20 protein-coding genes are annotated in these 21,155 nt (G+C 74.7%); 12 read left to right on the plus strand and 8 right to left on the minus strand.

Going from position 1 to position 21,155, the window contains the following annotated elements:
- Positions 1-47 precede the first annotated feature (47 nt).
- Positions 48-2,426 carry a discoidin domain-containing protein gene (locus ACW0Q9_RS04760; RefSeq protein WP_456178672.1) on the plus strand — a complete coding sequence of 793 codons (2,379 nt, stop codon included), beginning with the start codon at positions 48-50 and terminating at the stop codon, positions 2,424-2,426.
- A 161-nt stretch (positions 2,427-2,587) separates the two neighbouring features.
- Positions 2,588-3,964, plus strand: coding sequence for a glycosyl hydrolase family 18 protein (locus tag ACW0Q9_RS04765; protein WP_456178674.1), 1,377 nt, complete (start codon positions 2,588-2,590; stop codon positions 3,962-3,964).
- A 51-nt stretch (positions 3,965-4,015) separates the two neighbouring features.
- Here ACW0Q9_RS04765 and ACW0Q9_RS04770 read toward each other — a convergent pair whose 3' ends face one another.
- Complete coding sequence (locus ACW0Q9_RS04770; RefSeq protein ID WP_456178676.1) at positions 4,016-4,993, minus strand: DUF2804 domain-containing protein; 978 nt, start codon at positions 4,991-4,993, stop codon at positions 4,016-4,018.
- Positions 4,994-5,032: 39 nt separating this feature from the next.
- A complete protein-coding gene (locus ACW0Q9_RS04775; protein ID WP_456178678.1) occupies positions 5,033-5,446 on the minus strand; it encodes a hypothetical protein in 414 nt (137 codons plus the stop codon).
- Positions 5,447-5,610: 164 nt separating this feature from the next.
- On the opposite strand from ACW0Q9_RS04775, the gene ACW0Q9_RS04780 reads away from it, so the two are divergent.
- A complete protein-coding gene (locus tag ACW0Q9_RS04780; RefSeq protein WP_456178680.1) occupies positions 5,611-6,177 on the plus strand; it encodes a snapalysin family zinc-dependent metalloprotease in 567 nt (188 codons plus the stop codon).
- A 63-nt stretch (positions 6,178-6,240) separates the two neighbouring features.
- Here the strand turns inward: ACW0Q9_RS04780 and ACW0Q9_RS04785 are convergent, their stop codons facing one another.
- Positions 6,241-6,999, minus strand: coding sequence for a peptidylprolyl isomerase (locus tag ACW0Q9_RS04785; protein ID WP_456178682.1), 759 nt, complete (start codon positions 6,997-6,999; stop codon positions 6,241-6,243).
- A gap of 151 nt (positions 7,000-7,150) precedes the next feature.
- Between ACW0Q9_RS04785 and ACW0Q9_RS04790 the strand changes: the two genes are divergently transcribed.
- Both ACW0Q9_RS04790 and ACW0Q9_RS04795 read left to right on the plus strand, forming a co-directional pair.
- The gene (locus ACW0Q9_RS04790; RefSeq protein WP_456178683.1) at positions 7,151-7,477 is read left to right on the plus strand and encodes an STAS domain-containing protein; all 327 of its coding nucleotides are present in this window, start codon (positions 7,151-7,153) and stop codon (positions 7,475-7,477) included.
- A gap of 39 nt (positions 7,478-7,516) precedes the next feature.
- The gene (locus ACW0Q9_RS04795) at positions 7,517-7,906 is read left to right on the plus strand and encodes an ATP-binding protein (protein ID WP_456178685.1); all 390 of its coding nucleotides are present in this window, start codon (positions 7,517-7,519) and stop codon (positions 7,904-7,906) included.
- Between the two features lie 7 nt (positions 7,907-7,913).
- Here the strand turns inward: ACW0Q9_RS04795 and ACW0Q9_RS04800 are convergent, their stop codons facing one another.
- The gene (locus ACW0Q9_RS04800) at positions 7,914-9,473 is read right to left on the minus strand and encodes a PP2C family protein-serine/threonine phosphatase (protein WP_456178686.1); all 1,560 of its coding nucleotides are present in this window, start codon (positions 9,471-9,473) and stop codon (positions 7,914-7,916) included.
- A gap of 220 nt (positions 9,474-9,693) precedes the next feature.
- On the opposite strand from ACW0Q9_RS04800, the gene ACW0Q9_RS04805 reads away from it, so the two are divergent.
- From ACW0Q9_RS04805 to ACW0Q9_RS04830, 6 genes are all read left to right on the plus strand, one after another.
- Complete coding sequence (locus tag ACW0Q9_RS04805; protein ID WP_456178687.1) at positions 9,694-10,881, plus strand: RNA ligase RtcB family protein; 1,188 nt, start codon at positions 9,694-9,696, stop codon at positions 10,879-10,881.
- The gene (prfH, locus tag ACW0Q9_RS04810; RefSeq protein WP_456178688.1) at positions 10,878-11,549 is read left to right on the plus strand and encodes a peptide chain release factor H; all 672 of its coding nucleotides are present in this window, start codon (positions 10,878-10,880) and stop codon (positions 11,547-11,549) included. Before ACW0Q9_RS04805 ends, prfH begins: the two co-directional genes overlap by 4 nt.
- A gap of 57 nt (positions 11,550-11,606) precedes the next feature.
- Complete coding sequence (locus ACW0Q9_RS04815) at positions 11,607-12,890, plus strand: erythromycin esterase family protein (RefSeq protein ID WP_456178689.1); 1,284 nt, start codon at positions 11,607-11,609, stop codon at positions 12,888-12,890.
- A gap of 160 nt (positions 12,891-13,050) precedes the next feature.
- Complete coding sequence (locus ACW0Q9_RS04820; protein ID WP_456178690.1) at positions 13,051-14,067, plus strand: ATP-dependent DNA ligase; 1,017 nt, start codon at positions 13,051-13,053, stop codon at positions 14,065-14,067.
- Positions 14,068-14,095: 28 nt separating this feature from the next.
- A complete protein-coding gene (locus tag ACW0Q9_RS04825; protein ID WP_456178691.1) occupies positions 14,096-14,599 on the plus strand; it encodes a DUF421 domain-containing protein in 504 nt (167 codons plus the stop codon).
- A 246-nt stretch (positions 14,600-14,845) separates the two neighbouring features.
- Positions 14,846-15,838: a GGDEF domain-containing protein gene (locus tag ACW0Q9_RS04830; RefSeq protein WP_456178693.1), complete on the plus strand. Its 993-nt coding sequence runs from the start codon at positions 14,846-14,848 to the stop codon at positions 15,836-15,838.
- Between the two features lie 42 nt (positions 15,839-15,880).
- On the opposite strand, the gene ACW0Q9_RS04835 is transcribed toward ACW0Q9_RS04830, so the two are convergent.
- Positions 15,881-16,318: a VOC family protein gene (locus tag ACW0Q9_RS04835; RefSeq protein ID WP_456178695.1), complete on the minus strand. Its 438-nt coding sequence runs from the start codon at positions 16,316-16,318 to the stop codon at positions 15,881-15,883.
- A gap of 136 nt (positions 16,319-16,454) precedes the next feature.
- Here ACW0Q9_RS04835 and ACW0Q9_RS04840 point away from each other — a divergent pair, with 136 nt between their 5' ends.
- Positions 16,455-17,282 (plus strand): DUF72 domain-containing protein, encoded by an 828-nt coding sequence (locus ACW0Q9_RS04840; RefSeq protein ID WP_456178705.1) that lies wholly within the window; start codon positions 16,455-16,457, stop codon positions 17,280-17,282.
- A gap of 16 nt (positions 17,283-17,298) precedes the next feature.
- Here the strand turns inward: ACW0Q9_RS04840 and ACW0Q9_RS04845 are convergent, their stop codons facing one another.
- The 3 genes from ACW0Q9_RS04845 to ACW0Q9_RS04855 all read right to left on the minus strand — a co-directional run.
- Complete coding sequence (locus ACW0Q9_RS04845; protein WP_456178697.1) at positions 17,299-18,723, minus strand: ATP-binding protein; 1,425 nt, start codon at positions 18,721-18,723, stop codon at positions 17,299-17,301.
- A gap of 114 nt (positions 18,724-18,837) precedes the next feature.
- On the minus strand, positions 18,838-20,496 hold the full coding sequence (locus ACW0Q9_RS04850; RefSeq protein ID WP_456178698.1) for an FAD-dependent oxidoreductase: 1,659 nt from the start codon (positions 20,494-20,496) through the stop codon (positions 18,838-18,840).
- 58 nt (positions 20,497-20,554) lie between these two features.
- Positions 20,555-21,155, minus strand: a 601-nt coding sequence (locus ACW0Q9_RS04855; RefSeq protein WP_456178700.1) for a DUF3152 domain-containing protein, incomplete at its 5' end; no start/stop codon positions are given.

Raw genomic sequence — 21,155 nt, forward strand, 5'->3', positions numbered from 1 at the left:
TGCCATGATGACCGTCAATTTCTTCCTTCCCCGAAGGAGCGGTCCTCATGGCGCTCACCCGCCGTACCCTCATCCGGTCCGTGGCGGCGGGGTCCGCGCTCGCCGCGCTCCCCGACCTGGTGCCCACCCTCACCCGGGCCGCCGCCGCGGCCAGTCCCCCCGGCGACGTGGTCGGCAGGGTCTCCGTCGGCTACCAGGGCTGGTTCAGCTGCCCGGGTGACGGCGCGCCGATCGGCGGCTGGTGGCACTGGAGCCGGGACCGGTTCCAGTCGCCCTCGCCGGCCAACACCACGATCGTGTCCTGGCCCGACATGCGGGAGTACGCCCGCGGCTACCCCACCGCCTACCCGAACCTGGGCAACGGCCAGCCCGCCACGCTCTTCTCGTCCTACGACCAGCAGACCGTGGACACCCACTTCCGCTGGATGCAGGAGTACGGCTGCGACACCGCCGCGCTGCAACGGTTCAACCCGTTCGGCGACGAGGGCCCGACCCGCGACGCCATGGCGGCGAAGGTCCGCTCGGCCGCCGAGCGGTTCGGCCGCAAGTTCTACGTCATGTACGACGTCACCGGCTGGACCGCGATGCAGTCGCAGCTCAAGGAGGACTGGACCACCCGGATGTCGGCGCACACCGCCTCACCGGCGTACGCCCGGCAGAACGGGAAGCCCGTCGTCTGCGTCTGGGGGTTCGGGTTCAACGACGACGGCCGCCCGTTCACCCCGGCCGCCTGCCTGGACGTCGTGCAGTGGCTGCGGGCGCAGGGCTGCTACGTCATCGGCGGGGTGCCCACCTACTGGCGGCAGGGCGTCAACGACTCCCGGCCCGGCTTCGCCGACGTCTACCACGCCTTCCACATGCTCTCGCCGTGGATGGTCGGGCGCACCGGCACCCTCGACGGGCTGGACTGGTTCCACACCAACGTCAACGTCCCGGACCTGGCCGACTGCGTGGCGCACGGCATCGACTACCAGCCCTGCGTGATGCCCGGCGACCTGTCCGCCGGTCACCGCCGGCACGGCGACTTCTACTGGCGGCACCTCTACAACATGGTGCGGCTCGGCGCGCAGGGCCTCTACGTGTCGATGTTCGACGAGTTCAACGAGGGCAACCAGATCGCCAAGACCAGCGAGACGGCGGCGACCACCCCGGCCGGCGCCGGCATCCGGGCGCTCGACGAGGACGGCACGTTCTGTTCGGCCGACTACTACCTGCGGATCACCGCCGACGGGGGCCGGATGCTCAAGGGCCAACTGGCGCTGACCGCGGTGCGGCCGACCCCGCCGGTCGCCGGGGGCGGGCAGCCGCCGGGCGGCAACCTGGCCGCCGGCCGGCCCGCGTCGGCGAGCAGCCAGAACGGGCCGTTCGTCGCCGCCAACGCCGTCGACGCCGACCGGGGCAGCTACTGGGAGTCCGGCAACAACGCCTTTCCCCAGTGGTGGCAGGTGGACCTCGGCGCCGCCCACCCGGTGGCCCGCCTGGTCCTCGCCGTGCCGGCGGGCTGGGAGGCGCGGACCCAGACGCTGTCGGTGCAGGCCAGTGCCGACGGCGCCACCTTCACCACCCTGGCCGCTCCGGGCGGCGTGCGGTTCGACCCGGCGTCCGGCAACACCGCCACCGTCGCCGTGCCGACCACCACGGCCCGCCACGTCCGGGTCACCGTCGCCGGCAACAACGCCTGGCCCGCCGCCCAACTGGCGCAGGTCGAGGTGTACGCGGCCACCGGCACGACCACCCCGCCGACCGCGCCGGGCGGCCTGGCGGTGACCGGGCGGACCGCCACCAGCGTCTCGCTGGCCTGGAGCCCGGCCACGGACGCCGACGGGGTGGCCGGTTACCAGGTCCGCCAGGGTGGCGGCACGGTCGCCTCGGTCACCGGCACCTCGGCCACGGTCACCGGGCTCAGCCCCGCCACCACGTACACCTTCACGGTCGTGGCCCGGGACACCACCGGCGCCGTCTCGGCGCCCTCGAACGCGGTCACGGTGACCACCGACCCGGCGGCGCAGACCGACCTGGCGCGGGGCCGGCCGACGAGCGAGAGCAGCCACACCCAGAGCTACGGCAGCGGGAACGTGGTCGACGGCAACCCCGACACCTACTGGGAGAGCGCCAACAACGCCTTCCCGCAGTGGGTCCAGGTGGACCTCGGCGCGGCCACGCCGGTCGGACGGGTCGTGCTCCGGCTCCCACCGTCAGCGGCCTGGCCGGCGCGGACCCAGACCCTCTCGGTGCTGGGCAGCACCGACGGCGGAAGCTGGAGCACCCTGGTCGCCGCCGCCGGCCGGGTGTTCGACCCGGCGACCGGCAACCAGGTGACGCTGACGTTTCCGGCCACCCCGGCCCGGTACGTGCAGGTCCGCTTCACTGGCAACACCGGTTGGCCGGCCGGCCAGCTCGCCCAGCTGTCGGTCCACTCCGGATGACTCATCGAAAGACATCGTTGACGGCTTAGTTAATGCTCTTTAATATTTGGCCTACCTCGAGGAAGACCGTCCCCGCACCACCCGTACGCCCGGCCGGCTGCCGACCTCACCGGCGCCGGCCGGGCAGTCCGGCACCCCGACCGTCAACGGGAAGGCCCTCGATGTCCGCACCACGCCACCGCCGTTCCTCCGTGGCCGCCGGCCTGCTCGCGCTGGCCACGGCCACCGCGACGCTCGCCCTCACCCCGGCCGCCGCCGAGGCCGTCGTCCTGCCGAACAACTTCAAGAGCGTCGGCTACCTGCCGTCCTGGAGCGGCAGCGTCAACTCCGTCCAGTACGGCAAGCTCACCCACATCAACTACGCGTTCGTGCTGCCCAACAGCGACGGCAGCCTGCGTCCGGTGGAGAACCCGAGCAAGCTCTCCTCGCTGGTGTCGCTCGGGCACGCCAACAACGTCAAGGTGTCGATCGCGATCGGCGGCTGGAACGACGGCAACGACTCCGCGTTCGAGGCGCTCGCCGCCAACTCCGGCGCCCGCGGCGCGTTCGTCACCAACGTGGTCAACTTCGTCAACCAGTACAACCTCGACGGCGTCGACATCGACTGGGAGTATCCCGACCCGGGCGCCTCGGCCAACAACTACTCGCTGCTGATGCAGCAGCTCAGCAGTGCCCTGCACAGCCGGGGCAAGCTGCTCACCGCCGCCGTGGTCTCCGAGGGCTGGAACGTCGACGGCGTCCCGCCGGCGGTGTTCGGCTACGTCGACTGGCTCAACATCATGGCGTACGACGGCGGCAGCCCGCACGCCAACTACGACTGGTCGATCAACAGCGTCAACCTGTGGAAGTCGCGCGGCCTGCCCGCCGCCAAGGCGGTGCTCGGCGTGCCGTTCTACAGCCGGCCCGGCTACTACACCTATTCCGCCCTGGTCGGCATGGACCCGGCCAACGCCAACCGCGACTGCACCACGGTCAACGGCACGCAGCAGTGCTACAACGGCGTACCGACGGTGAAGCGGAAGACCCAGTGGGCGCTGGCCAACGCCGGCGGGATGATGAACTGGGAGCTGTCGCAGGACACCACCGGCTCGACCTCGCTGGTCACCGCGATCTACGACACCGTCATGGGCGGGGGCACGCCGCCGCCGAGCGGCCGGACCGGCCCGATCACCGGCATCGGCGGCAAGTGCGTCGACGTCGCCGCGGCCAGCACCGCCAACGGCACCGCGGTCCAGCTGTACACCTGCAACGGCACCGCCGCGCAGAGCTGGACGGTGGCCGGCGACGGCACCCTCCGGGCGCTCGGCAAGTGCGCCGACATCACGAGTGGCTCCACCGCCAACGGGGCCAAGGTGCAGCTCTGGGACTGCAACGGCACCGGCGCCCAGGTCTGGCAGGCCCAGTCCAACGGCACGCTGCGCAACCCGCAGTCGAACAAGTGCCTGGACGCCACCGACAACAGCTCCGCCAACGGCACCCGGCTGCAGATCTGGGACTGCTTCGGCGGCGCCAACCAGGTCTGGCGGCTGCCGGCCTGACCGCCGGCCGTGCTCCCCGCCGCGCCGGCCCGGCGCGGCGGGGACTCGCCGTCACCAGCGGTTGCGGGCCTCCTCCGCCCAGCCGACCAGGCCGTCGAGGTCCACCCGCTCGCCGTCGTCGGTGGCGGCCCACCCGGAGAAGCGCCCGAAGCACTGGTGGGTCTCGCCGGCCAGCACGCCGAGGTTGGTGCGCGCCACGCGCTCGTGGAACGGGTGGAACGTCACGTCCACCCGGTCGCCGGTGATCCGCCACGGCCGTAGCCAGTCGGCCCGGTCGTAGCTCCAGGCCAGGTCGGCGCCGATCTTGTGCAGCCGCCCGTCGACGAAGACCGCGTTCTCGGTCGAACCCGTGCCGTCGGTCCACTGTCCACCGAGCTGGATGGCCCGGCCCGGCCCGCTGCCGGCCGCCCAGTTCCAGCGCACCGCGTACCGCCACTTGCCGCGACCGTGGTCCAGCACGGCGAACGACTCCGTGTCCACCGGGTACGTGGTGCCGTCGACCCGCAGCGTGCCCCGCACCGGCCGGCCGACGTCCTTGACCGTGTACTGGAACCGGCGGGTGCTCCACGGCACCACCACGCCCAGCGACTCGTGCCCCGGCCGCAGCGGCGCCACCAGGTCGACCTCGACGCCCGGCGCGGTGGCCCGGATGGTGCTGCCGTCGGTGCGCTGGTCGACCTCGACGACCAGACCGCCGCCGCGGGCCCGCACCGCGCCCGCGCCGCTGACCGGCGGGAGCACCGCGCCGCGGGCGAACGGGACCACCGCCTCGGTGGTCCGGTCGACACCGGTACGGCGGTCGAGCAGGTAGAGGCTGTGCACACCCGCGTAGTCCAGCGACGACGCGACCAGGCCGACGATGTGCGTCGGGGTGACGATGCCCCAGTGCTCCCAGCGCTTGGCCCGGCCCCAGCCGCGCAGGTTCGCCCGGTGCAGCGGCCGGCGGCTCCAGCCCACCGCCGCCGGGTTCAACCGCCCGTCCGGCCGGCACAGGTCGACCGGCTCGGTGATCTCCCGCTCGTGCGTCATCGAGGCAGGCTACCGGCTCCGGCCGGACCCGTGCCCCCGTCAGCCGGCCCGGCTCATGTTCGGCCGGCCGGTGCGGGCCCGCTGCCGGTCCGCGGGCACCCGCGGGCCGTCCGCGGCCAGCAGCCGGTCGGCCGCCGCCAGCCCGGTCAGCGCGGCGCCGTAGGCGGCCAGCTCGCGCTGGAAGTGCTCCACCTTGGCGTACCAGAACTTGAGCTGCGGGTTCATGGCCTTGGCGTTGATGTAGCCGACGATGTCGGTGTCGGGCGTGATGCCCCGGCGGGCGTAGCAGCGGTCGAACCCGGCCTTGGTCCGTTCGTACCTCTCGGTCATCGCGGTCAGGCCGGCCTCGGCCTCCAGCAGCCGCTCGCGCAGGTAACGCACGTACGTGGGCGGGACGCCGGTCGGCGCGTGGGTGGCCGTCCGTCGACCGTCCGGTCCGTTGGGGAACGGCATGACCGCCTCCTTCCTGCGGTCGGTGTGCAGAGATGTTCTTCTACCCCGGGTCGCCGTCGGATATGCCGAGCAGGATGAACCGCGTCAGCGCTTGATATCGACATATCTAAATACATAAGTTTGGCCGGTCCCCGCTCGACCCCGTCCCACAAGGAGAGTGAGCGATGCGTCTGCCCAAGGTCACCCGGTTCCTCGCCACCGTCGCCACCGCGGCGCTGGCGGCGCTGGGCGCCGTCACCGTCGACGCGGCCCCGGCCGCCGCCGCCGTCCGCAACGTCTGCTACAACACCAGCCAGGCCGGGCCGTTCGCCAGCTACGCCGTCCAGGCCGCCTCGATCTGGAACAACCGCACGAACAACATCAACATGGCCCAGTGCGGCTCGAACCTGATGATCTACTACACCTACGGCGGCGGCTCGTACGCCCAGCGCACGAGCCTCGGCAACGGCCGCGTCGTCATCGACTACTACCAGGCGCAGCAGTACTCGCCGCTGCGCATCATGACCCACGAGATCGGGCACATCCTCGGCCTGCCCGACAACTACAACGGCAACTGCGCCATCCTGATGTCCGGCGGCAGCGCCGGCACCAGTTGCACCAACCCGTACCCGAGCACCACCGAGGCCGCCCGGGTCGACTCGCTGTTCGGCTTCGCCGCCCGCGGCGCGACGACGCCGCAGGTCTTCACCGGCAGCTGGCCGGCCCCCGTCGCGGCGGGCGCCCAGCGCTGACCGGCGGGAACGACGAGGCCCCCGGCCGGGCCGGCGGAGACGCCGGCCCGGTCGGGGCGCGCGTCAGCGGCCGCGGGTGGCCTTGCAGATCTCCACCGGCAGGGCCGGCGCCCCGTCGACCGGCGCCGGGTCCTCCGGCGTGGCGGCGATCCCGCCGGCCGCGATCCGGTCGAGCGTGGCCAGCCCGGCCTCGTCGATCGTGCCGAAGACCGTGTAGTTGGGACGCAGCGCCGAGTCGGACTGGACCAGGAAGAACTGGCTGCCGTTGGTGTCCGGGCCGGCGTTGGCCATGGCCAGCGTGCCCCGCGCGTAGAGGCGGCGGACCCCGGTCGGGTCGGTCGGCGCCGGGGGCAGGTCGGTGGGAAGCTCGTCGGCGTAGCGGTAGCCCGGCCCGCCCGCGCCGGTGCCGGACGGGTCACCGCACTGGAGCACCTTCAGCGTCGGGTACGCGGTGAGCCGGTGGCAGTGGGTCCGGTCGTAGAACCTGTGCCGGGCCAGGTGCAGGAAGCTCTGCACGGTGCACGGGGCCTGCTCGCGGTCGAGGGTCAGCCCGATCGGTCCCTGGTTGGTCCGCAGCGTGACCCGGACCGTGCCCCGGTCGGGCGTGTGGCGGGGGTCGGGCGGCAGCGGCACCGGCCGGGCCGCCGGCTCGTCCGGCGTCGGCGTGTACGCGCACGGCCCCTTCGTGGGCGCCGGATCGGCGGCGGGCGCCGCGGTGGCGGCGGCGCCCCCGGCGGCGACCAGCACGGCGGAGACCATCGCCACCCCGGCGAGGCGGGCCAGCAGCGGCGGTGCGACGTGCGGTCGGGTTTCGCTCGACACGTGGGTCCTCCCTGGACTCGTGGTACCAGAAAGACCGGAGTCTATGGATGCGGTAACCGGATGTCGATGGCCGATGTCCCGCCGGCGCCCGGGCAGGTGACATGATGGCGCGACCAGGCCGGTGCTCCAGGTGAGAAAGCGTGGGCTGCCCATGGCGTCCTTTCAGGCGAGAACCTCGTGCGAGCCGGGGCGGACGGTGGTCCGGCTGGCCGGCGAGTGCGATCTCGCCGCCCGGGAGCGGCTGACCGGTGCCCTGTCGGCCGCGGTGGACGGCGCTCCGGTGGTGGTGGTCGACCTGGCGGCGGTCGAGTTCCTCGACTCCACCGGCATCCACGCGCTGGTGGCGGCGCACCACCGGGCGCGCGCGGCGGACGGCCGGCTCTACGTGGTCAACGCCACCGGGGCGGTGGCCGCCCTGCTGGAGCTGACCGGTGTCGGCGACCTGCTGCGGCACCCCGGGGACGGAGCCGGCTCATGACCGCGGTGCCGGACCCGCCTGCCGCCCGGGAGCGGACCCGTGACTGACCATTCCGGCGATCCGGCCGACACCATGCCGTACCTGCGCGCGGCGGACCTGGCCGCGGTTCGGGCGTTCGTCTCGGCCCGCGCCCTGGCCGGCGGGCTGGCCGCCGCCCGGGTGGAACTGCTCGCGCTGGTGGTCAGCGAGCTGACCACCAACACGCTCCAGCACACCGAGAGGGGCGGCTCGGTCCGGGTGTGGGTCGAGGCCGGGCAGCTGTGCTGCGACGTCGCGGACCAGGGCGGGCCGCGCCCGGCGGTCGGCCGGATGCCGGCGGCCGAGGCCGTCCGGGGCCGCGGGCTGGCCATCGTGACGGCGTTCTGCGACGAGGTCGACGTCCGGCCGGGCCCGGCCGGGACGGTGGTGCGGGTCCGGTTCGACCTCTGAGGACGGCTCAGGGCAGCACGCGGACGGCCAGCGTGCAGGTGTCGTCGTCCGGGCTGGGCCGGTGCAGCGCCTCACGCAGCCGGGCCAGGGGTCGCGCCCCCGGCTGGCCGGACAGCCCCGACAGGGCCGACCGCACCGCCGCCAACTGGTCCTCCGGGTGCCCGGAGCGGCGCTCCACCAGCCCGTCGGTGTAGAACAGCAGCACGTCGTCGCCGGCCAGCTCGGTGGTGACCACCGGGTAGCGGGTGGCGGGATCGGCGCCCAGCAGCATCCCGGCGGGCCGGCCGAGGTCGGTGGTCACCCCCGCCCGGGACAGCAACGGCACCGGGTGCCCGGCCCGCGCCCAGGTCAGGTGCCGGGTCGCCGGGTCGAAGGTCGCGATCACGGCGGTGCCGGTGATGGCCAACTGGCCGCAGAGCCGGTTCATGTGCCCGAGCAGCGCCGCCGGATCGCGGAGCCCGATCGAGAGCCACGCGACCAGCCCGAAGCGCAGGTGGGCCATCCCGCTGGCCGCCTCCAGCCCGTGCCCGGCGACGTCGCCGACCGCCAGGGCCACCGACCCGTCCGGCAGCGTCTCGGCGTGGTACCAGTCGCCGCCGACCCGCAGCGCGCTCTCCGCCGGCTGGTAGCCCACCAGCACCTCCAAGCCGGCCAGGGACACCGGCTCGCGCGGCACCGGTTGGATCAGGTTCTGGAGCTGGGCGGCCAGGCGGTGCTCGGCCAGCGCGGTCGTCTCCCGGGTCCGCAGCTGGTCGCTGAGCTGCTGGATGGCGCTGCGGGAGTCCTCCCGGGCGGTCACGTCCTGGACCACCGCGTAGACCTTCACCGGCGCGCCGCTCTCGTCCCGGGCCACGTCCGACAGGATCCGCAGGTACTTGACCGTCCCGCCCGCGCGGAACCGCACCGTGACGTCCGACGCCGCGCCGCTGTCCAGCGTCTGCCAGGCGGCCTCGCGCAGGCCCTGGTCGTCGGGGAGGAGCGCGGCGGACTGCTCGGCCCGGGACATCGGCCCCAGCACCGGATCCCGCTCGAAGATGCGGTACATCCCCGGGGACCAGTCGCTGCCGCCGGTGACCAGGTCGTACTCCGCCCAGCCGAGGCTGCCCAGCAGTTCGGTACGCGCCAGCCGGCGCCGGTGCTCGTCCAGTCGCTGCCACCAGACCAGCAGGCCGCCCAGCACCCGGTACACGCTCACGTCGAAGACGGAGTCGGCGACGACGCCCGCGCCGTGGCCGGCGTACCGGAAGTCGGGCAGGTGGGCGGGTTCCCCGCTGGCCAGCACCTCGTGGTACGCCTGCCACAGCGGGCCTTCGACCATGCCGGGATACAACGTGCTGAGCCGGTGCCCGACGCGCCCGGCGCCCCGGCCGTGGACGTCCCGCCCCTCCGCGCTGGCGGCGGCCACCAGGAAGTCGACGACCGCGCCGTCCGGCGCCCGCACCGGCAGCAGCCAGGTGCAGCCCGCCGGGATCGCCGCCAGCACCTGCCGGACCGCCGCCACCACCGGGTCGGCGGTCGACGGGGACGCCACCTCGGTGGGCGTGGGCGGCACGGCCTCGTCTGCCATGCCGGCAGCCTAGCCACCTCCGGTACGCCACGGCGGATCCGCCGGTGGCCGGCTCCTCGGGGCGGGCCGGCGGAAAGTCGGTTGCCGCCCACCGTGGACTCCGGGAGGGTGGTGCCCATGACGTTCTGACGGACCGCACCAGCAGCTCCCCGGGCCCGCGCCGCACCGACCGCGCCGCCCTGCCGTCCGCCCTTGCCTCCTTCGCGAGAAACGAGCGTCCTTGTCCACGCACCCCTCCCGGCGGGAGTCCCTGCCGCCGTCCACTCCGGCCACCGTCGCCGTCTTCGCCTCCGCCGGCAGCTGGATCGAGTCCGACGCCCTCGACCAGTGCCGCCGGGTCGCCGCCCTGCCCGGCATGGTGCACGTCGCCGGCATGCCCGACCTGCACCCGGGAAAGGGCGCCCCGATCGGCGCCGCCATGGCGTCGACCGTGCTCTACCCGTTCCTGGTCGGCTCCGACATCGGCTGCGGCATCGCCGTGTTCCCCATCGCGCTCCGGCGCGCCGTACCCGAGCGGCTCGCCGCCCGGTTCCCGGACCTGGACCGGGCGCTGGACCCCGAGCGGGACGCCGCCGACCCGGCCTGGGCCGTCGTGACCGGCGACGTCCCCGCCGGGCACCTCGACGGCCTCGGGACGGTCGGCCGGGGCAACCACTTCGTCGAGCTGGCCAGGATCGGCGCCGTCCTGGCGCCGGAGCACGCGAGCCGGCTCGGGCTCGACGCCGGCGACCTGGTCCTCGTCGTGCACAGCGGCTCGCGCGGGCTGGGCGAGCGGATCCTGCGGGCGCACACCGAGGCGCACGGCGCGGGCCCCGCCGCCGACCCGGCCGCCTACCTGGCCGCGCACGACGCCGCCGTGCGCTGGGGCTCGCTCAACCGGCGGCTGCTGGCCGCCCGGGTCGCGCACGCCCTGGGGGCGGAGCCCACCGCGCCGATCGTCGACCAGTGCCACAACCTGGTCGAGGTCCGCGACGGGCGCTACCTGCACCGCAAGGGCGCGGCCCCCGGTGACGGCCGGGACGTGCTCGTCGCCGGCACCCGGGGCACCCCCTCCTACCTGGTGGCCGCGCACGCCGGGCCGGCGGCCAACCACTCGGTGGCGCACGGCGCGGGCCGGAAGATGTCCCGCGCCGACGCGCTGCGCCGCGGCCGGACCAAGCACACCGTCGAGGAGCTGCGCCGCACCCCGCTGGGCTCGTTCGTGGTCTGTGGCGACCGCCAGTTGCTCTTCGAGGAGGCGCCCACCGCCTACAAGCGCATCGAACAGGTGGTCGGGGACCTGGTCTCGCACGACCTGGCCACCCCGGTGGCCACCACCGTCCCGCTGGTCACCTACAAGACGCCCGACCTCGGCGCCTCGCCCCGGGCGGGGCGCCGGGACGACCGCCGCGGGCGGGGCCGGCCGTGAGCGTCCACCTGCTCGTCTCCGCCGGGCGGGGCCCGCGGGAGTGCGCCTGGGCGCTGGGCCGGCTGCTGCCCCGCCTGGAGGCCGACGCCGCCGGGCGGGGCCTGACCACCCGTCGGGTCGAGAGCGTGCCCGGTGACCGGCCCGACACCTACCGGTCGGTGCTGGTACGGATCGCCGGCCCCGACGCCGCGGAGTTCGCGGCGAGCTGGACCGGCACGCTGTGCTGGCAGGCGCCCAGCCCGTACCGGCCCGGCAACGGGCGCAGGAACTGGTACGTCACCGCCCGGCCGTGCCGGGTGGACGTCCCGGCCTCGACGTTCGCGGAGGCGGACGTCGAGGTGGTGGGCGTACGCACCGGCGGCCCGGGCGGCCAGCACCGCAACAAGGCCAGCACGGCGGTGCGGGCCACCCACCGGCCCTCGGGCATCGTGGTCGTGGTCGACACCGAGCGGCAGTTCAGCCTGAACCGCCGGATCGCCGTCGAGCTGCTGCGGCGGCGGATCGAGCAGGCCGACGAGGCGGCCCGGCGCGCCCTCACCACCGACCGGTGGCGGGTCCACGACGAGCTGGTCCGCGGCGACCCGACCCGGGTCGAACGCCCGGAGCCGTCCGGCGCGGCCACGCCCCGGCGGCGGGGGCGGGCCACCCGGCCCCGGGCCGCGCGGTAGGGCCCGGCGCCGGCCCCGCCGCCGCATGGCGGGCGCGGCAGCGGGTACCGCGCCGGGATGGGACGCTACGACGACGAGGTGACCGCCCTGGCGACGCCGCTGACCGGCCCCGGCAGCCTGGACGCGCTGCTGGAACGGGTCGGCGACGCGCGGGTGGTGATGCTCGGCGAGGCCAGCCACGGCACGCACGAGTTCTACACCTGGCGGGCCGCCATCACCCGCCGGCTCGTCGAGGAGCGGGGCTTCTCGTTCGTCGCCGTGGAGGGCGACTGGCCCGACTGCGACCGGGTGGACCGGAGCGTCCGCTGCCGCCCCGACGCCCCCGCCGACCCGCGCGCGGCCCTCGCCGCGTTCGAGCGGTGGCCGACCTGGATGTGGGCGAACGAGGAGGTCGCCGACTTCACCCGCTGGCTGCGCGACCGCAACGCGCGGGTGGACGAGGCCGAGCGGGTCGGCTTCCACGGCCTGGACGTCTACTCGCTCTGGGAATCGCTCCGCGAGATCCTCACCTGGCTGCGGGAGCACGACCCGGAGCAGGTGCCCGCCGCGCTGGCCGCGTACCGCTGCTTCGAGCCGTACGACGAGGACCCGCAGGAGTACGCGCGCGCCACCCGGCTGGTCCCGCACCGCTGCGAGGACGAGGTGGTCGCGCTGCTGGCCGGGCTCCGGGAGCGGGCCGCCACCGACGGGCCGGGCCGCTTCGGCACCTGGCAGAACGCCGAGGTGGTGGCCGGCGCCGAGCGCTACTACCGGGCGATGGTGCGGGGCGGCCGGGAGTCGTGGAACGTCCGCGACCGGCACATGGACGCCACCCTCGACCGGCTCCTGGACCACTACGGCCCCGGCGCCCGGGCGGTGGTCTGGGCGCACAACACGCACGTCGGCGACGCCCGGGCCACCGACATGACCGACGCCGGCGAGGTCAACCTGGGCCAGCTGGCCCGGGAGCGGTACGGGCCGGAGCGGGTGGTGCTGGTGGGGTTCGGCACCCATGCCGGCACGGTGACGGCCGGCGCCGCCTGGGGCGCGCCGATGGAGACGATGACGGTCCCGCCGGCGCGCCGGCACTCGCTGGAGGAGGCCCTGCACGCGGCCGCACCGGACCGCGCGCTGCTGGTCTTCCCCCGTGACGGGCGGCCCGACCTGCTCACCCACGAGATCGACCACCGGGCCATCGGGGTGGTCTACCGTCCGCCGCGGGAGAGCCCGGGCAACTACGTGCCCACCGTGCTCGGGGAGCGCTACGACGCCTTCTGCTGGTTCGACACCTCCCGGGCGGTCCGGCCGCTGCCCACCCGGCCGGTGCCCGCCGAGCCCGAGGCCTGGCCGTCCGGTGTCTGATCGGCCGCGCCGGATGGTTTCGGCCGGACCGTCCCGGGCCGTGCCGTCGCGGTAGTCCCGCCGGACGTTCGCCGGGCCGCTGCCCGGGTAACCGCGCAGGGCTTCACGAGCCCCTCGCCCGGGCCGACGGCCGGCCCCGGATCCGCGCCACGGAGACCGCATGCTGCGTCCACCGCTCAGCCCGATGCTCGCCGCACCGGTGGCGGAGCTGCCCACCGGGCCGCACCTGGCGTACGAGCCGAAGTGGGACGGCTGGCGGACCCTGGCGTTCCGCGACGCGGGCGGGGTGCACCTGCAATCGCGTGCCGGCCGGGACCTCACCGGCTACTTCCCCGACGTCACCGGGACGCTGCGGTTCCTGCCCGCCGGCACGGTGCTCGACGGCGAGCTGATCGTCTGGGCCGAGGGCCGCACCGACTTCGCGCTGCTCCAGCGGCGGGTGACGGCCGGGCGGGGGCTGGCCGCGCTGGCGGACCACCGTCCCGCGCACTTCGTGGCCTTCGACCTGCTCAGCGGCCCGGACGGGGAGCCGCTGCTGGACCTTCCGCTGGCCGAGCGGCGGGACCGGTTGGCGGTGCTGCTCCGGGACGCGCCGGCGGGGCTCGTCCTGTGCCCGCAGACCGGTGACCTGGCCGAGGCGCGGGAGTGGCTCCGGACCTGGACCGACGCCGGCGTCGAGGGGATCGTCGTCAAGCGGTGCGACGGCCGGTACGAGCCGGGGCGGCGGGGCTGGCAGAAGCTTCGCGCCCAGCGCACCGTGGAGACGCTCGTCGGCGGGGTCACCGGGCCGGTCACCGACCCGGACACGCTCCTCGTCGGCCGGTGCGACGACCGGGGCCGGCTGCGCTACCTGGGACGTACCCACCCACTGCACCGGCGGCAGCGCCGCGAACTGGCCGGGCTGCTCCGGCCGGCCGGCGCGTCCGGGCACCCCTGGCCCGAGCCGCTGCCCGGCGGGTGGACCGGCCAGCTGAACCCGGCGCCGCCGCTGCCGTACACGCCGGTGCGTCACGACCTCGTCGTCGAGGTGGCGGCCGACACGGCGTACGAGCACGGGCGCTGGCGGCACCGCGTCCGGCACCTGCGGCCCCGGCTCGACCTGGCCGCCGGCGACCTGCCCGTGCTGACCGACGGCCCGGCGGCGCTGGGCCGCGACCCGCCCGGCGGCGCGGTGTAGCGGCGGACGGGCCGGGTAGGCGCACCCGGTGAGCGACTGGCAGAAGCTGCTCGTTCCCGACACGCCGCTGTGGGAGATCGCCGTGCGGGGCAGCGTCATCTACCTGGTGCTGTTCTTCCTCCTCCGGGTGCTGCTGAAGCGGGAGAGCGGCAGCACCGGCGTCACCGACCTGCTGGTCATCGTGCTGATCGCCGACGCCGCGCAGAACGGCATGTCGAGCGACTACACCTCGCTCACGGACGGGGTGCTGCTGGTCGCGGTGATCATCGGGTGGGCGTACCTGCTCGACCTGCTCGCGTACCGCTGGCCGGTCGCCGCCCGGATCATCCAGCCGGGCTCCCTGCTGCTGGTCCGCGACGGCCGCATCCTGCGCCGGAACATGCGCCGCGAGCTGGTCACCGACGAGGAGCTGTACGCCCAGCTCCGCCAGCAGGGCGTCGAGGACCTGACCGACGTCAAAGAGGTCCGGATGGAGTCCCAGGGTCAGTTCAGCGTCATCCCCCGGGACGGCGGCCGGCGCGGCCGGCGCTGAGCCGGGCGGTCCGGGAAGATCGATCTCAGCCCAGCGTGACCTGGACGTACCCGTCGGTAATATGAACGGCTGGTTAACGACTCGTCTCTTGACTGCCGGCTGACGCACGCCATTGAATTTCGACGTGGTGAGCTGCCTCATCCGAGTGGCGTTCACACCGGCGACCGGCGCGGTCGCGCCGGCCGGGCGGCGTCGTGCCCGCACCGGCGCGCGCCGCCGAGGGTCGGGGGCACGGTGGACGGCGGGATGAGAGAGCGCCGCCGCCGCACGCTGATCAGCGCGGCCCTGCACGCCGTCTCCCACGCGGTCGCCGTCGGCTACTGCCTCCTGACGCTCGCCGCGCCGAACCGGGCGCTGATGCTCACGGGGTACGGCTGCGGCCTGGCCGCCGGCGTCGTGGGCACCTGGGCCGCGACCCGGGTGACCACCAAGGCCTCCGGCTACCGGGTCTCGTTCACCCTCCTCATGGTGACGCTGGTGTTCGCGGCGCTCGGCGCGTACTGGGACGGGGGCGTCACCTCGCCCGCGGCGCTGGGCTTCGTGACCACGGCCGTGTTCGTCGCCGGCTACACCCCGCACCTGCGGCTGATGGTGGGGCTGGAGGTGCTCACCCTCGGGTCGTACGTGGCGGTCGCCGTCGCCGGGCCACCGGCCCCCGCCGGTCACGTGTTCATCTACCTGGCCGGCATGCTGGTCCTGGTCTCGGTCTGCTCCACACAGACCCGGACCCTCGCCCGGCAGCGGTCCCAGCTGCGCGCCCTGGCGTCGCTGGATCCGCTCACCGGCGCGCTGAACCGGCGCGGCCTGGCCGAGCTGGCGACGTTCCTGTTCCACGCCGGCTGCCGCCCCGGCCCGTCCCTGCTCTGCCTCGACCTGGACGACTTCAAGCTGGTGAACGACCGCCTCGGGCACGCCGCCGGTGACGACCTGCTCCGCCGGGTGGTGGCGGTGACCCGGGACGTGCTGCGGGCCGAGGACGCCGTCGCCCGGGTCGGTGGCGACGAGTTCGTGGTGGTGCTGAGCGACGCGGACCGGGAGTCGGCGCGGGCCGCGGCGGCCCGGATCGAGGCGGCGGTGCGCGGGCTGGCCGGCGTCAGCGTCGGCTCGGCCACCGCGCCGTACGACGGCGACACCCTGGACAAGCTGCTGCACGTCGCCGACCAGCGGCTCTATCTGGTGAAGCAGCAACGCCGCCGGACGGTCGGCCGGCTGCTCGCCGACGGCAGCGGTCGCGGCTGACCGGACCGGGGCCGGGGCGGCCGCCGGTCCGCGGCGACCGGCTCAGGCGACGAAGACGCAGAACGGGTGGCCGGACGGGTCGGCGTACACCCGCAGCGGCTCGTCGGGGTCGTCGATCCGGTCACGCAGCAGGCGACCGCCGAGCCGCAGGACGCGTTCGTGCTGCACCAGCAACTCCTCGACCGACGACACGGTGAGGTCCAGGTGCAGTTGCTGCGGCACCTCCCCCGCCGGCCACGTCGCCGCGGGCAGCCGCTCGACCTGCTGGAAGGCCAGTTGCGGGACACCCTCCGGAGTCCTCAGGACGAGCCAGTCCCGACCCCGCTCGTCCGCCCCGCCCGCTGCCGGCGGCTCGTCACCCGGCCGGTAGACCAGACCCAGCAGCGACCGGTAGAACTCCGCCGACGCCCGCACGTCGGTGGTGTCGAGCACCACCTGGCACAACCTCGGCACGCCTCCGCCGTCGACCACGTCGATCACCTCCGGTCCCCTCCTGCCCGGTCGCGGCCCGGTCGAACCCGACGGCCGGGCCCGGATACGGTTGCCGCGGCGCGGGTGGCCGCGCCGGGCCGTCGAGCGCTGGGGAGGGCCGATGCGGCTGCACGTGGGCTGCGCCATGTGGACGCACCGCGCCTGGCAGGGGCGCTTCCTGGCGCATCCGCTGCCGGCCCAGGAGCGGCTGCGCGCCTACGCCGGGTGGTGCACCGCGGTCGAGGGGAACACCACCTTCTACGCGACCCCCACCCCGGAGACGGTGGCGTCCTGGGCCCGCCAGACCGACCCCGACTTCCGCTTCCTGCCCAAGCTGCCGAAGGCCGTCACGCACGAGCGCCGGCTCACCGGCGCCGACCCGGAGCTGCGGGCCTTCCTGGACGCCGTCGAGCCCCTCGGCCCGCGGGCGCACGCCCTCTGGGTCCAGCTGCCGGGCTCGTTCGGCCCCGGCGACGTGCCCGTGCTGGCCCGCTTCCTGCGCGGGCTGCCCACCACCCACCGGTACGCCGTCGAGGTCCGCCACCCCGCCTTCTTCACCGACCCCGGCGCGGTACGCGCCCTGGAGGACACGCTCGCCCGGGTCGGCGCGGAGTGGATCCCCTTCGACACCACCGCGTTCTTCCGCACCCCGCCGACCAGCGACGCGGAACGGGAGGCGTGGCTGAAGAAGCCGCGCACCCCGCTGCGGACCCGCGCGCTCACCGACCGGCCGATCGTCCGCTACCTCGGCCGGGACGACCCGGCGCGGACCGTCGAGGGCTGGCAGCCATGGCTCGACGTGGTGACCGGTTGGCTCCGCGAGGGCCGCTCGCCGACCGTGTTCGTGCACACCCCGGACAACGCCGACGCGCCCGACCTGGCCCGCCGCTTCCACGACCAGGTCCGGGCGCGCCTGCCCGAGGTCGCGCCGCTGCCCGAGCCGGCGCCGGTCGCGCCCACGACGCTGTTCTGACGCGACCGCGCCGCGGTCAGGCCGGCGCCAGCGGCAGCAGCACGACGAACCGGGTGTCGCCCGGCTCGGACTGGACCCGGATGTCGCCGTGGTGCTTGTTGACCACGATCCGGTAGGAGATGTCCAGCCCGAGGCCGGTGCCCTCACCGACGGGCTTCGTGGTGAAGAACGGCTCGAAGATGCGCGGCCGGATCTCCGGCGGGATCCCGGTGCCGGTGTCGCGGACCTCCACGACCAGCCGGTCCTCCTTGCGGCCGGTCCGGATGGTCAGCGTGCCGCTGCCGGCCATCGCGCCCAGCGCGTTGTCGATGAGGTTGGTCCAGACCTGGTTCAGCTCGGCCGCGTACGCGGGGACCGGCGGCAGGGCCTGGTCGTACTCCTTCACCACCCGAACCCCCGACGGGATCTTGGCCTGGAGCATGACCAGGGTGGCGTCGAGCAGGTCGTGCACGTCCACCGTCTGGTAGGGCGCCCGGTCCAGCTGGGAGTACTGCTTCGCCGCGCCGACCAGCCCGGAGACCCGGGTGACCGCGTCGTCGATCTCGCCCATCAGCAGTTCGGTGTCGATGGTGTAGGTGATCCAGTGGATCGCCGACTCCAGGTCGTCGGCACCGACCGCCGCGTCGACCTGGCCGAGCCAGCCGCTGTCGATGCCCCCGGCGACCAGCGTCGGGGCCAGCTCCCAGGCGCCTCGGACACCGTGGTCGTCGAGCCAGTCGGCCAGCTCGTCCTCGGCGTCGCTGGCCGCCAGCGGCGTGAGCGGGGGCGCGGCGGCGGCCCGCTTCACGGCCTCCTCCTGCAACGCGACGAGATCGTGCAGCCGCCGGCCGTCGAGCCGGCCGTCGGCGATCATGGCGAGCTTGTGCCGCATCTTGGCGACCCGGCCGCGCAGCGCCGAGGTGGCCCGCACGGCGGCGGCCGCCGGATTGTTGAGCTCGTGGGTGAGCCCGGCCGACAGGGCGCCGAGGGCCAGCAGCCGTTCCCGCTCGCCCACGATGGTCTGCGTGTTGCGCATCCCGATGAACAGCCCCTCCAGCAGGTGGGTGGCCATCGGGAACCAGCTGCGCATCGCGTCGGCGATGATCTGGGCGGGCAGGGCGAAGACCGCGCAGTCGGTCACCGCGAAGAGGCTGTTCAGGTAACGCTGCTCGGCGAGGTCGCCCACGTAGGCCTGCATGGCGCCGCCGTAGACGCCGGGCTGGCTGGTCCGGCTGATCTCCACGTCGTCGGCCTGGACCCGGCGGTGCAGGGTCACGGTGCCGTGCAGCAGCACGTAGAAGCAGCTCGCCTGCTCACCCTCGACGTAGACCGCCTCGCCGGCGCGGCGCTGCTCCACCCGGCCGTGCTCGGCCAGGTGCGCGAGCTGCTCCGGGCTGAGCGACTCGAAGAGGAAGAGGCGGCGCAGGTCGTCCGGGGTGAGCCGGTCGGAATCGGTGGTCACTGTGCCTCCCTGGTTCGCGACTGCGGGGCTCGCAAAACCGGCTCACTCCTCGCGCTCACTGTGCCTCCCTGGTTCGCGACTGCGGGGCTCGCAAAACCGGCTCACTCCTCGCGCTCACTGTGCCTCCAGGTAGCGGTGCACGAGCGAGACCGCCATCGCGCCCTCGCCCACGGCCGAGGCCACCCGCTTCACCGACTCGGCCCGCACGTCACCGGCGGCGAAGACGCCGGGCATGCTGGACTCCAGGTGGTACGGGTCGCGCGGCAGGGACCAGCCGGCCGGCCGGCGGCCGCCGCGGGTCAGGTCCGGCCCGGTGAGGACGAAACCCCGGCCGTCCCGGGCGACCGCGCCGTCGAGCCAGTCGGTGTGCGGCTCCGCGCCGATGAACACGAAGAGCCACGAGGTGTTCACGCACCGGGTCTCGCCGGTGCGGGTGTCGCGCAGGGTCACCTCCTCCAGGTGCTCCTGGCCGGCGCCGCCCATCACCTCGGTGTGCGGGTGCACCTCGATGGTGTCGATCCGGGCGATCTGCTCGATCAGGTAGCTGGACATCGAGCGGGTCAGGTCGTCCCCGCGGATCAGCAGGTGCACCCGGCGGGCGTACCGGGAGAAGTGCACGGCGGCCTGGCCTGCGGAGTTCGCCCCGCCGACGATGTAGACGTCCTGCCCCGAGCAGCTCGGCGCCTCGCTCGCCACCGAGCCGTAGAAGCAGCCCCGGCCGGTCAGCTCGGCCAGCCCCGGCGCGGGCAGCATCCGGTAGGAGACGCCCGTCGCGAGCACCACCGTGTGCGCGGCGACGCTGCTGCCGTCGGCGAACCGCAGCACCCGCGCCCCACCGGCGTCCTCCAGGGACACCACCTCGCGGGCGCTGAGCAGCTCGGCGCCGAACCGCAGCGCCTGCCGGCGGGCCCGGTCGGTCAGCTGGGCGCCGGAGACCCCGTCCGGGAAGCCGAGGTAGTTCTCGATCCGGCTGCTCTGCCCGGCCTGCCCGCCGGTGGCCCGCCGCTCGATCAGCACCGTCCGCAGCCCCTCCGAGGCGCCGTAGACGGCGGCGCCGAGCCCGGCCGGACCGGCCCCGACCACCACCAGGTCGTAGAAGTCCGCGGCCGGCGTCGTGGCGAGCCCGACCTGCGCGGCCAGGTCGGCCGTCGTCGGCTGCACCAGCGACTTGCCGTCGGCCGTCACGACCAGGGGTACGTCGTTCGCGGTCACCCCCGCCGCCGCCAGCAGTTCGGCGCCCTCCGGCTCGTCGGCGAGCACCCAGCGGAACGGCACCAGGTTGCGGGCCAGGAAGTCGCGCGCCTTGAACGACGGCGCCGACCAGCGGTGCCCGACCACGCGCAGCTCGGCGGTGGCGGTGGCCCCGCCGGCCGCCCACGCCTCCAGCAGCTGGTCCAGCACCGGGTAGAGCTTCTCCTCCGGCGGGTGCCAGGGCTTGAGCAGGTAGTGGTCGAGGTCGACCACGTTGATCGCGTTGATCGCGGCGTCGGTGTCGGCGTAGGCGGTGAGCAGGACCCGGCGCGCGGCGGGGAAGAGGTCCATGGCGGCCTCGAGGAACTCGATGCCGTTCATCTGCGGCATGCGGTAGTCGGCGATCAGCACCGCCACCTGCTCGCCGCGGAGCTTCAGCTCGCGGAGCGCCTCCAGCGCCGCCTCGGCGGAGTCGGCCCGCACCACCCGGTAGCGGTCGCCGTAGCGGCGCCGGATGTCGCGGGCGACCGCCCGGGAGACGGCCGGGTCGTCGTCGACGGTGAGGATCGCGGGGTTGGGCATGGCGTCTACTAAAGCACCATCGCCCGCCGGCCCCCACCACGCGCCGTCCCCGCCCGGCTCAGCCGCGCCGGCCGCCCTCCCGGGGCGGCACCGGGTCGGCGTACGCCCCGGGCGGTCCCGCGTACCGGCGGCCGTGCGGGTAGGGCAGCGCGTTCGGTGTGCAGCCGTGCAGGCCCAGGGTCTGCTGCTGCATCACCGGCGCCGGCCGGCCCCGCCCCGGGCACCGTTCGTGCCCGTGGCCGAGCCGGTGGCCGACCTCGTGGTTGACCATGTACCGACGGTAGGTGGCCAGGGTCGCCCCGTAGCCCGGCACGCCCTCGACCCAGCGGGCGACGTTGAGCACCACGCGGTCACCGGACCGGCACGAGGTGTAGCCGTCCGGCGCGTCCCGGCACAGGTCGTCACGGGTGCCGGGGGTGGCGAGGTAGACGGTGAAGTCGGCCGACTCGTCCCGCCCGACCCGGCGCAGGGCGAGCGTCCCGTCCGCGGTCCAGCCCTGCGGGTCGGCCAGCGTCCGGGTGACCTCCGCGGCGAAGTCGGCCGCGGGCACCCCGCGGATGTCGCGCTCCACCGCGACCCGGTAGCGCAGCAGTCGGCCCGTACCCCTCGGGGTGGCCGGCCCGGCGGCGGCGAACAGCCACCGGTCGCCGCCGTCCGCG

This window comes from Micromonospora sp. I033 (genome assembly GCF_053890995.1).

Excerpts from the sequence above, each read along its gene's own strand:
- ACW0Q9_RS04770 (WP_456178676.1), bottom strand. The coding sequence starts at position 4,993 with ATGACGCACGAGCGGGAGATCACCGAGCCGGTCGACCTGTGCCGGCCG.
- ACW0Q9_RS04820 (WP_456178690.1), top strand. The coding sequence starts at position 13,051 with ATGCTGCGTCCACCGCTCAGCCCGATGCTCGCCGCACCGGTGGCGGAG.
- ACW0Q9_RS04780 (WP_456178680.1), top strand. The coding sequence starts at position 5,611 with ATGCGTCTGCCCAAGGTCACCCGGTTCCTCGCCACCGTCGCCACCGCG.
- ACW0Q9_RS04760 (WP_456178672.1), top strand. The coding sequence starts at position 48 with ATGGCGCTCACCCGCCGTACCCTCATCCGGTCCGTGGCGGCGGGGTCC.
- ACW0Q9_RS04830 (WP_456178693.1), top strand. The coding sequence starts at position 14,846 with ATGAGAGAGCGCCGCCGCCGCACGCTGATCAGCGCGGCCCTGCACGCC.
- ACW0Q9_RS04765 (WP_456178674.1), top strand. The coding sequence starts at position 2,588 with ATGTCCGCACCACGCCACCGCCGTTCCTCCGTGGCCGCCGGCCTGCTC.
- ACW0Q9_RS04790 (WP_456178683.1), top strand. The coding sequence starts at position 7,151 with ATGGCGTCCTTTCAGGCGAGAACCTCGTGCGAGCCGGGGCGGACGGTG.
- ACW0Q9_RS04775 (WP_456178678.1), bottom strand. The coding sequence starts at position 5,446 with ATGCCGTTCCCCAACGGACCGGACGGTCGACGGACGGCCACCCACGCG.
- ACW0Q9_RS04815 (WP_456178689.1), top strand. The coding sequence starts at position 11,607 with ATGGGACGCTACGACGACGAGGTGACCGCCCTGGCGACGCCGCTGACC.
- ACW0Q9_RS04840 (WP_456178705.1), top strand. The coding sequence starts at position 16,455 with ATGTGGACGCACCGCGCCTGGCAGGGGCGCTTCCTGGCGCATCCGCTG.
- ACW0Q9_RS04800 (WP_456178686.1), bottom strand. The coding sequence starts at position 9,473 with ATGGCAGACGAGGCCGTGCCGCCCACGCCCACCGAGGTGGCGTCCCCG.
- ACW0Q9_RS04850 (WP_456178698.1), bottom strand. The coding sequence starts at position 20,496 with ATGCCCAACCCCGCGATCCTCACCGTCGACGACGACCCGGCCGTCTCC.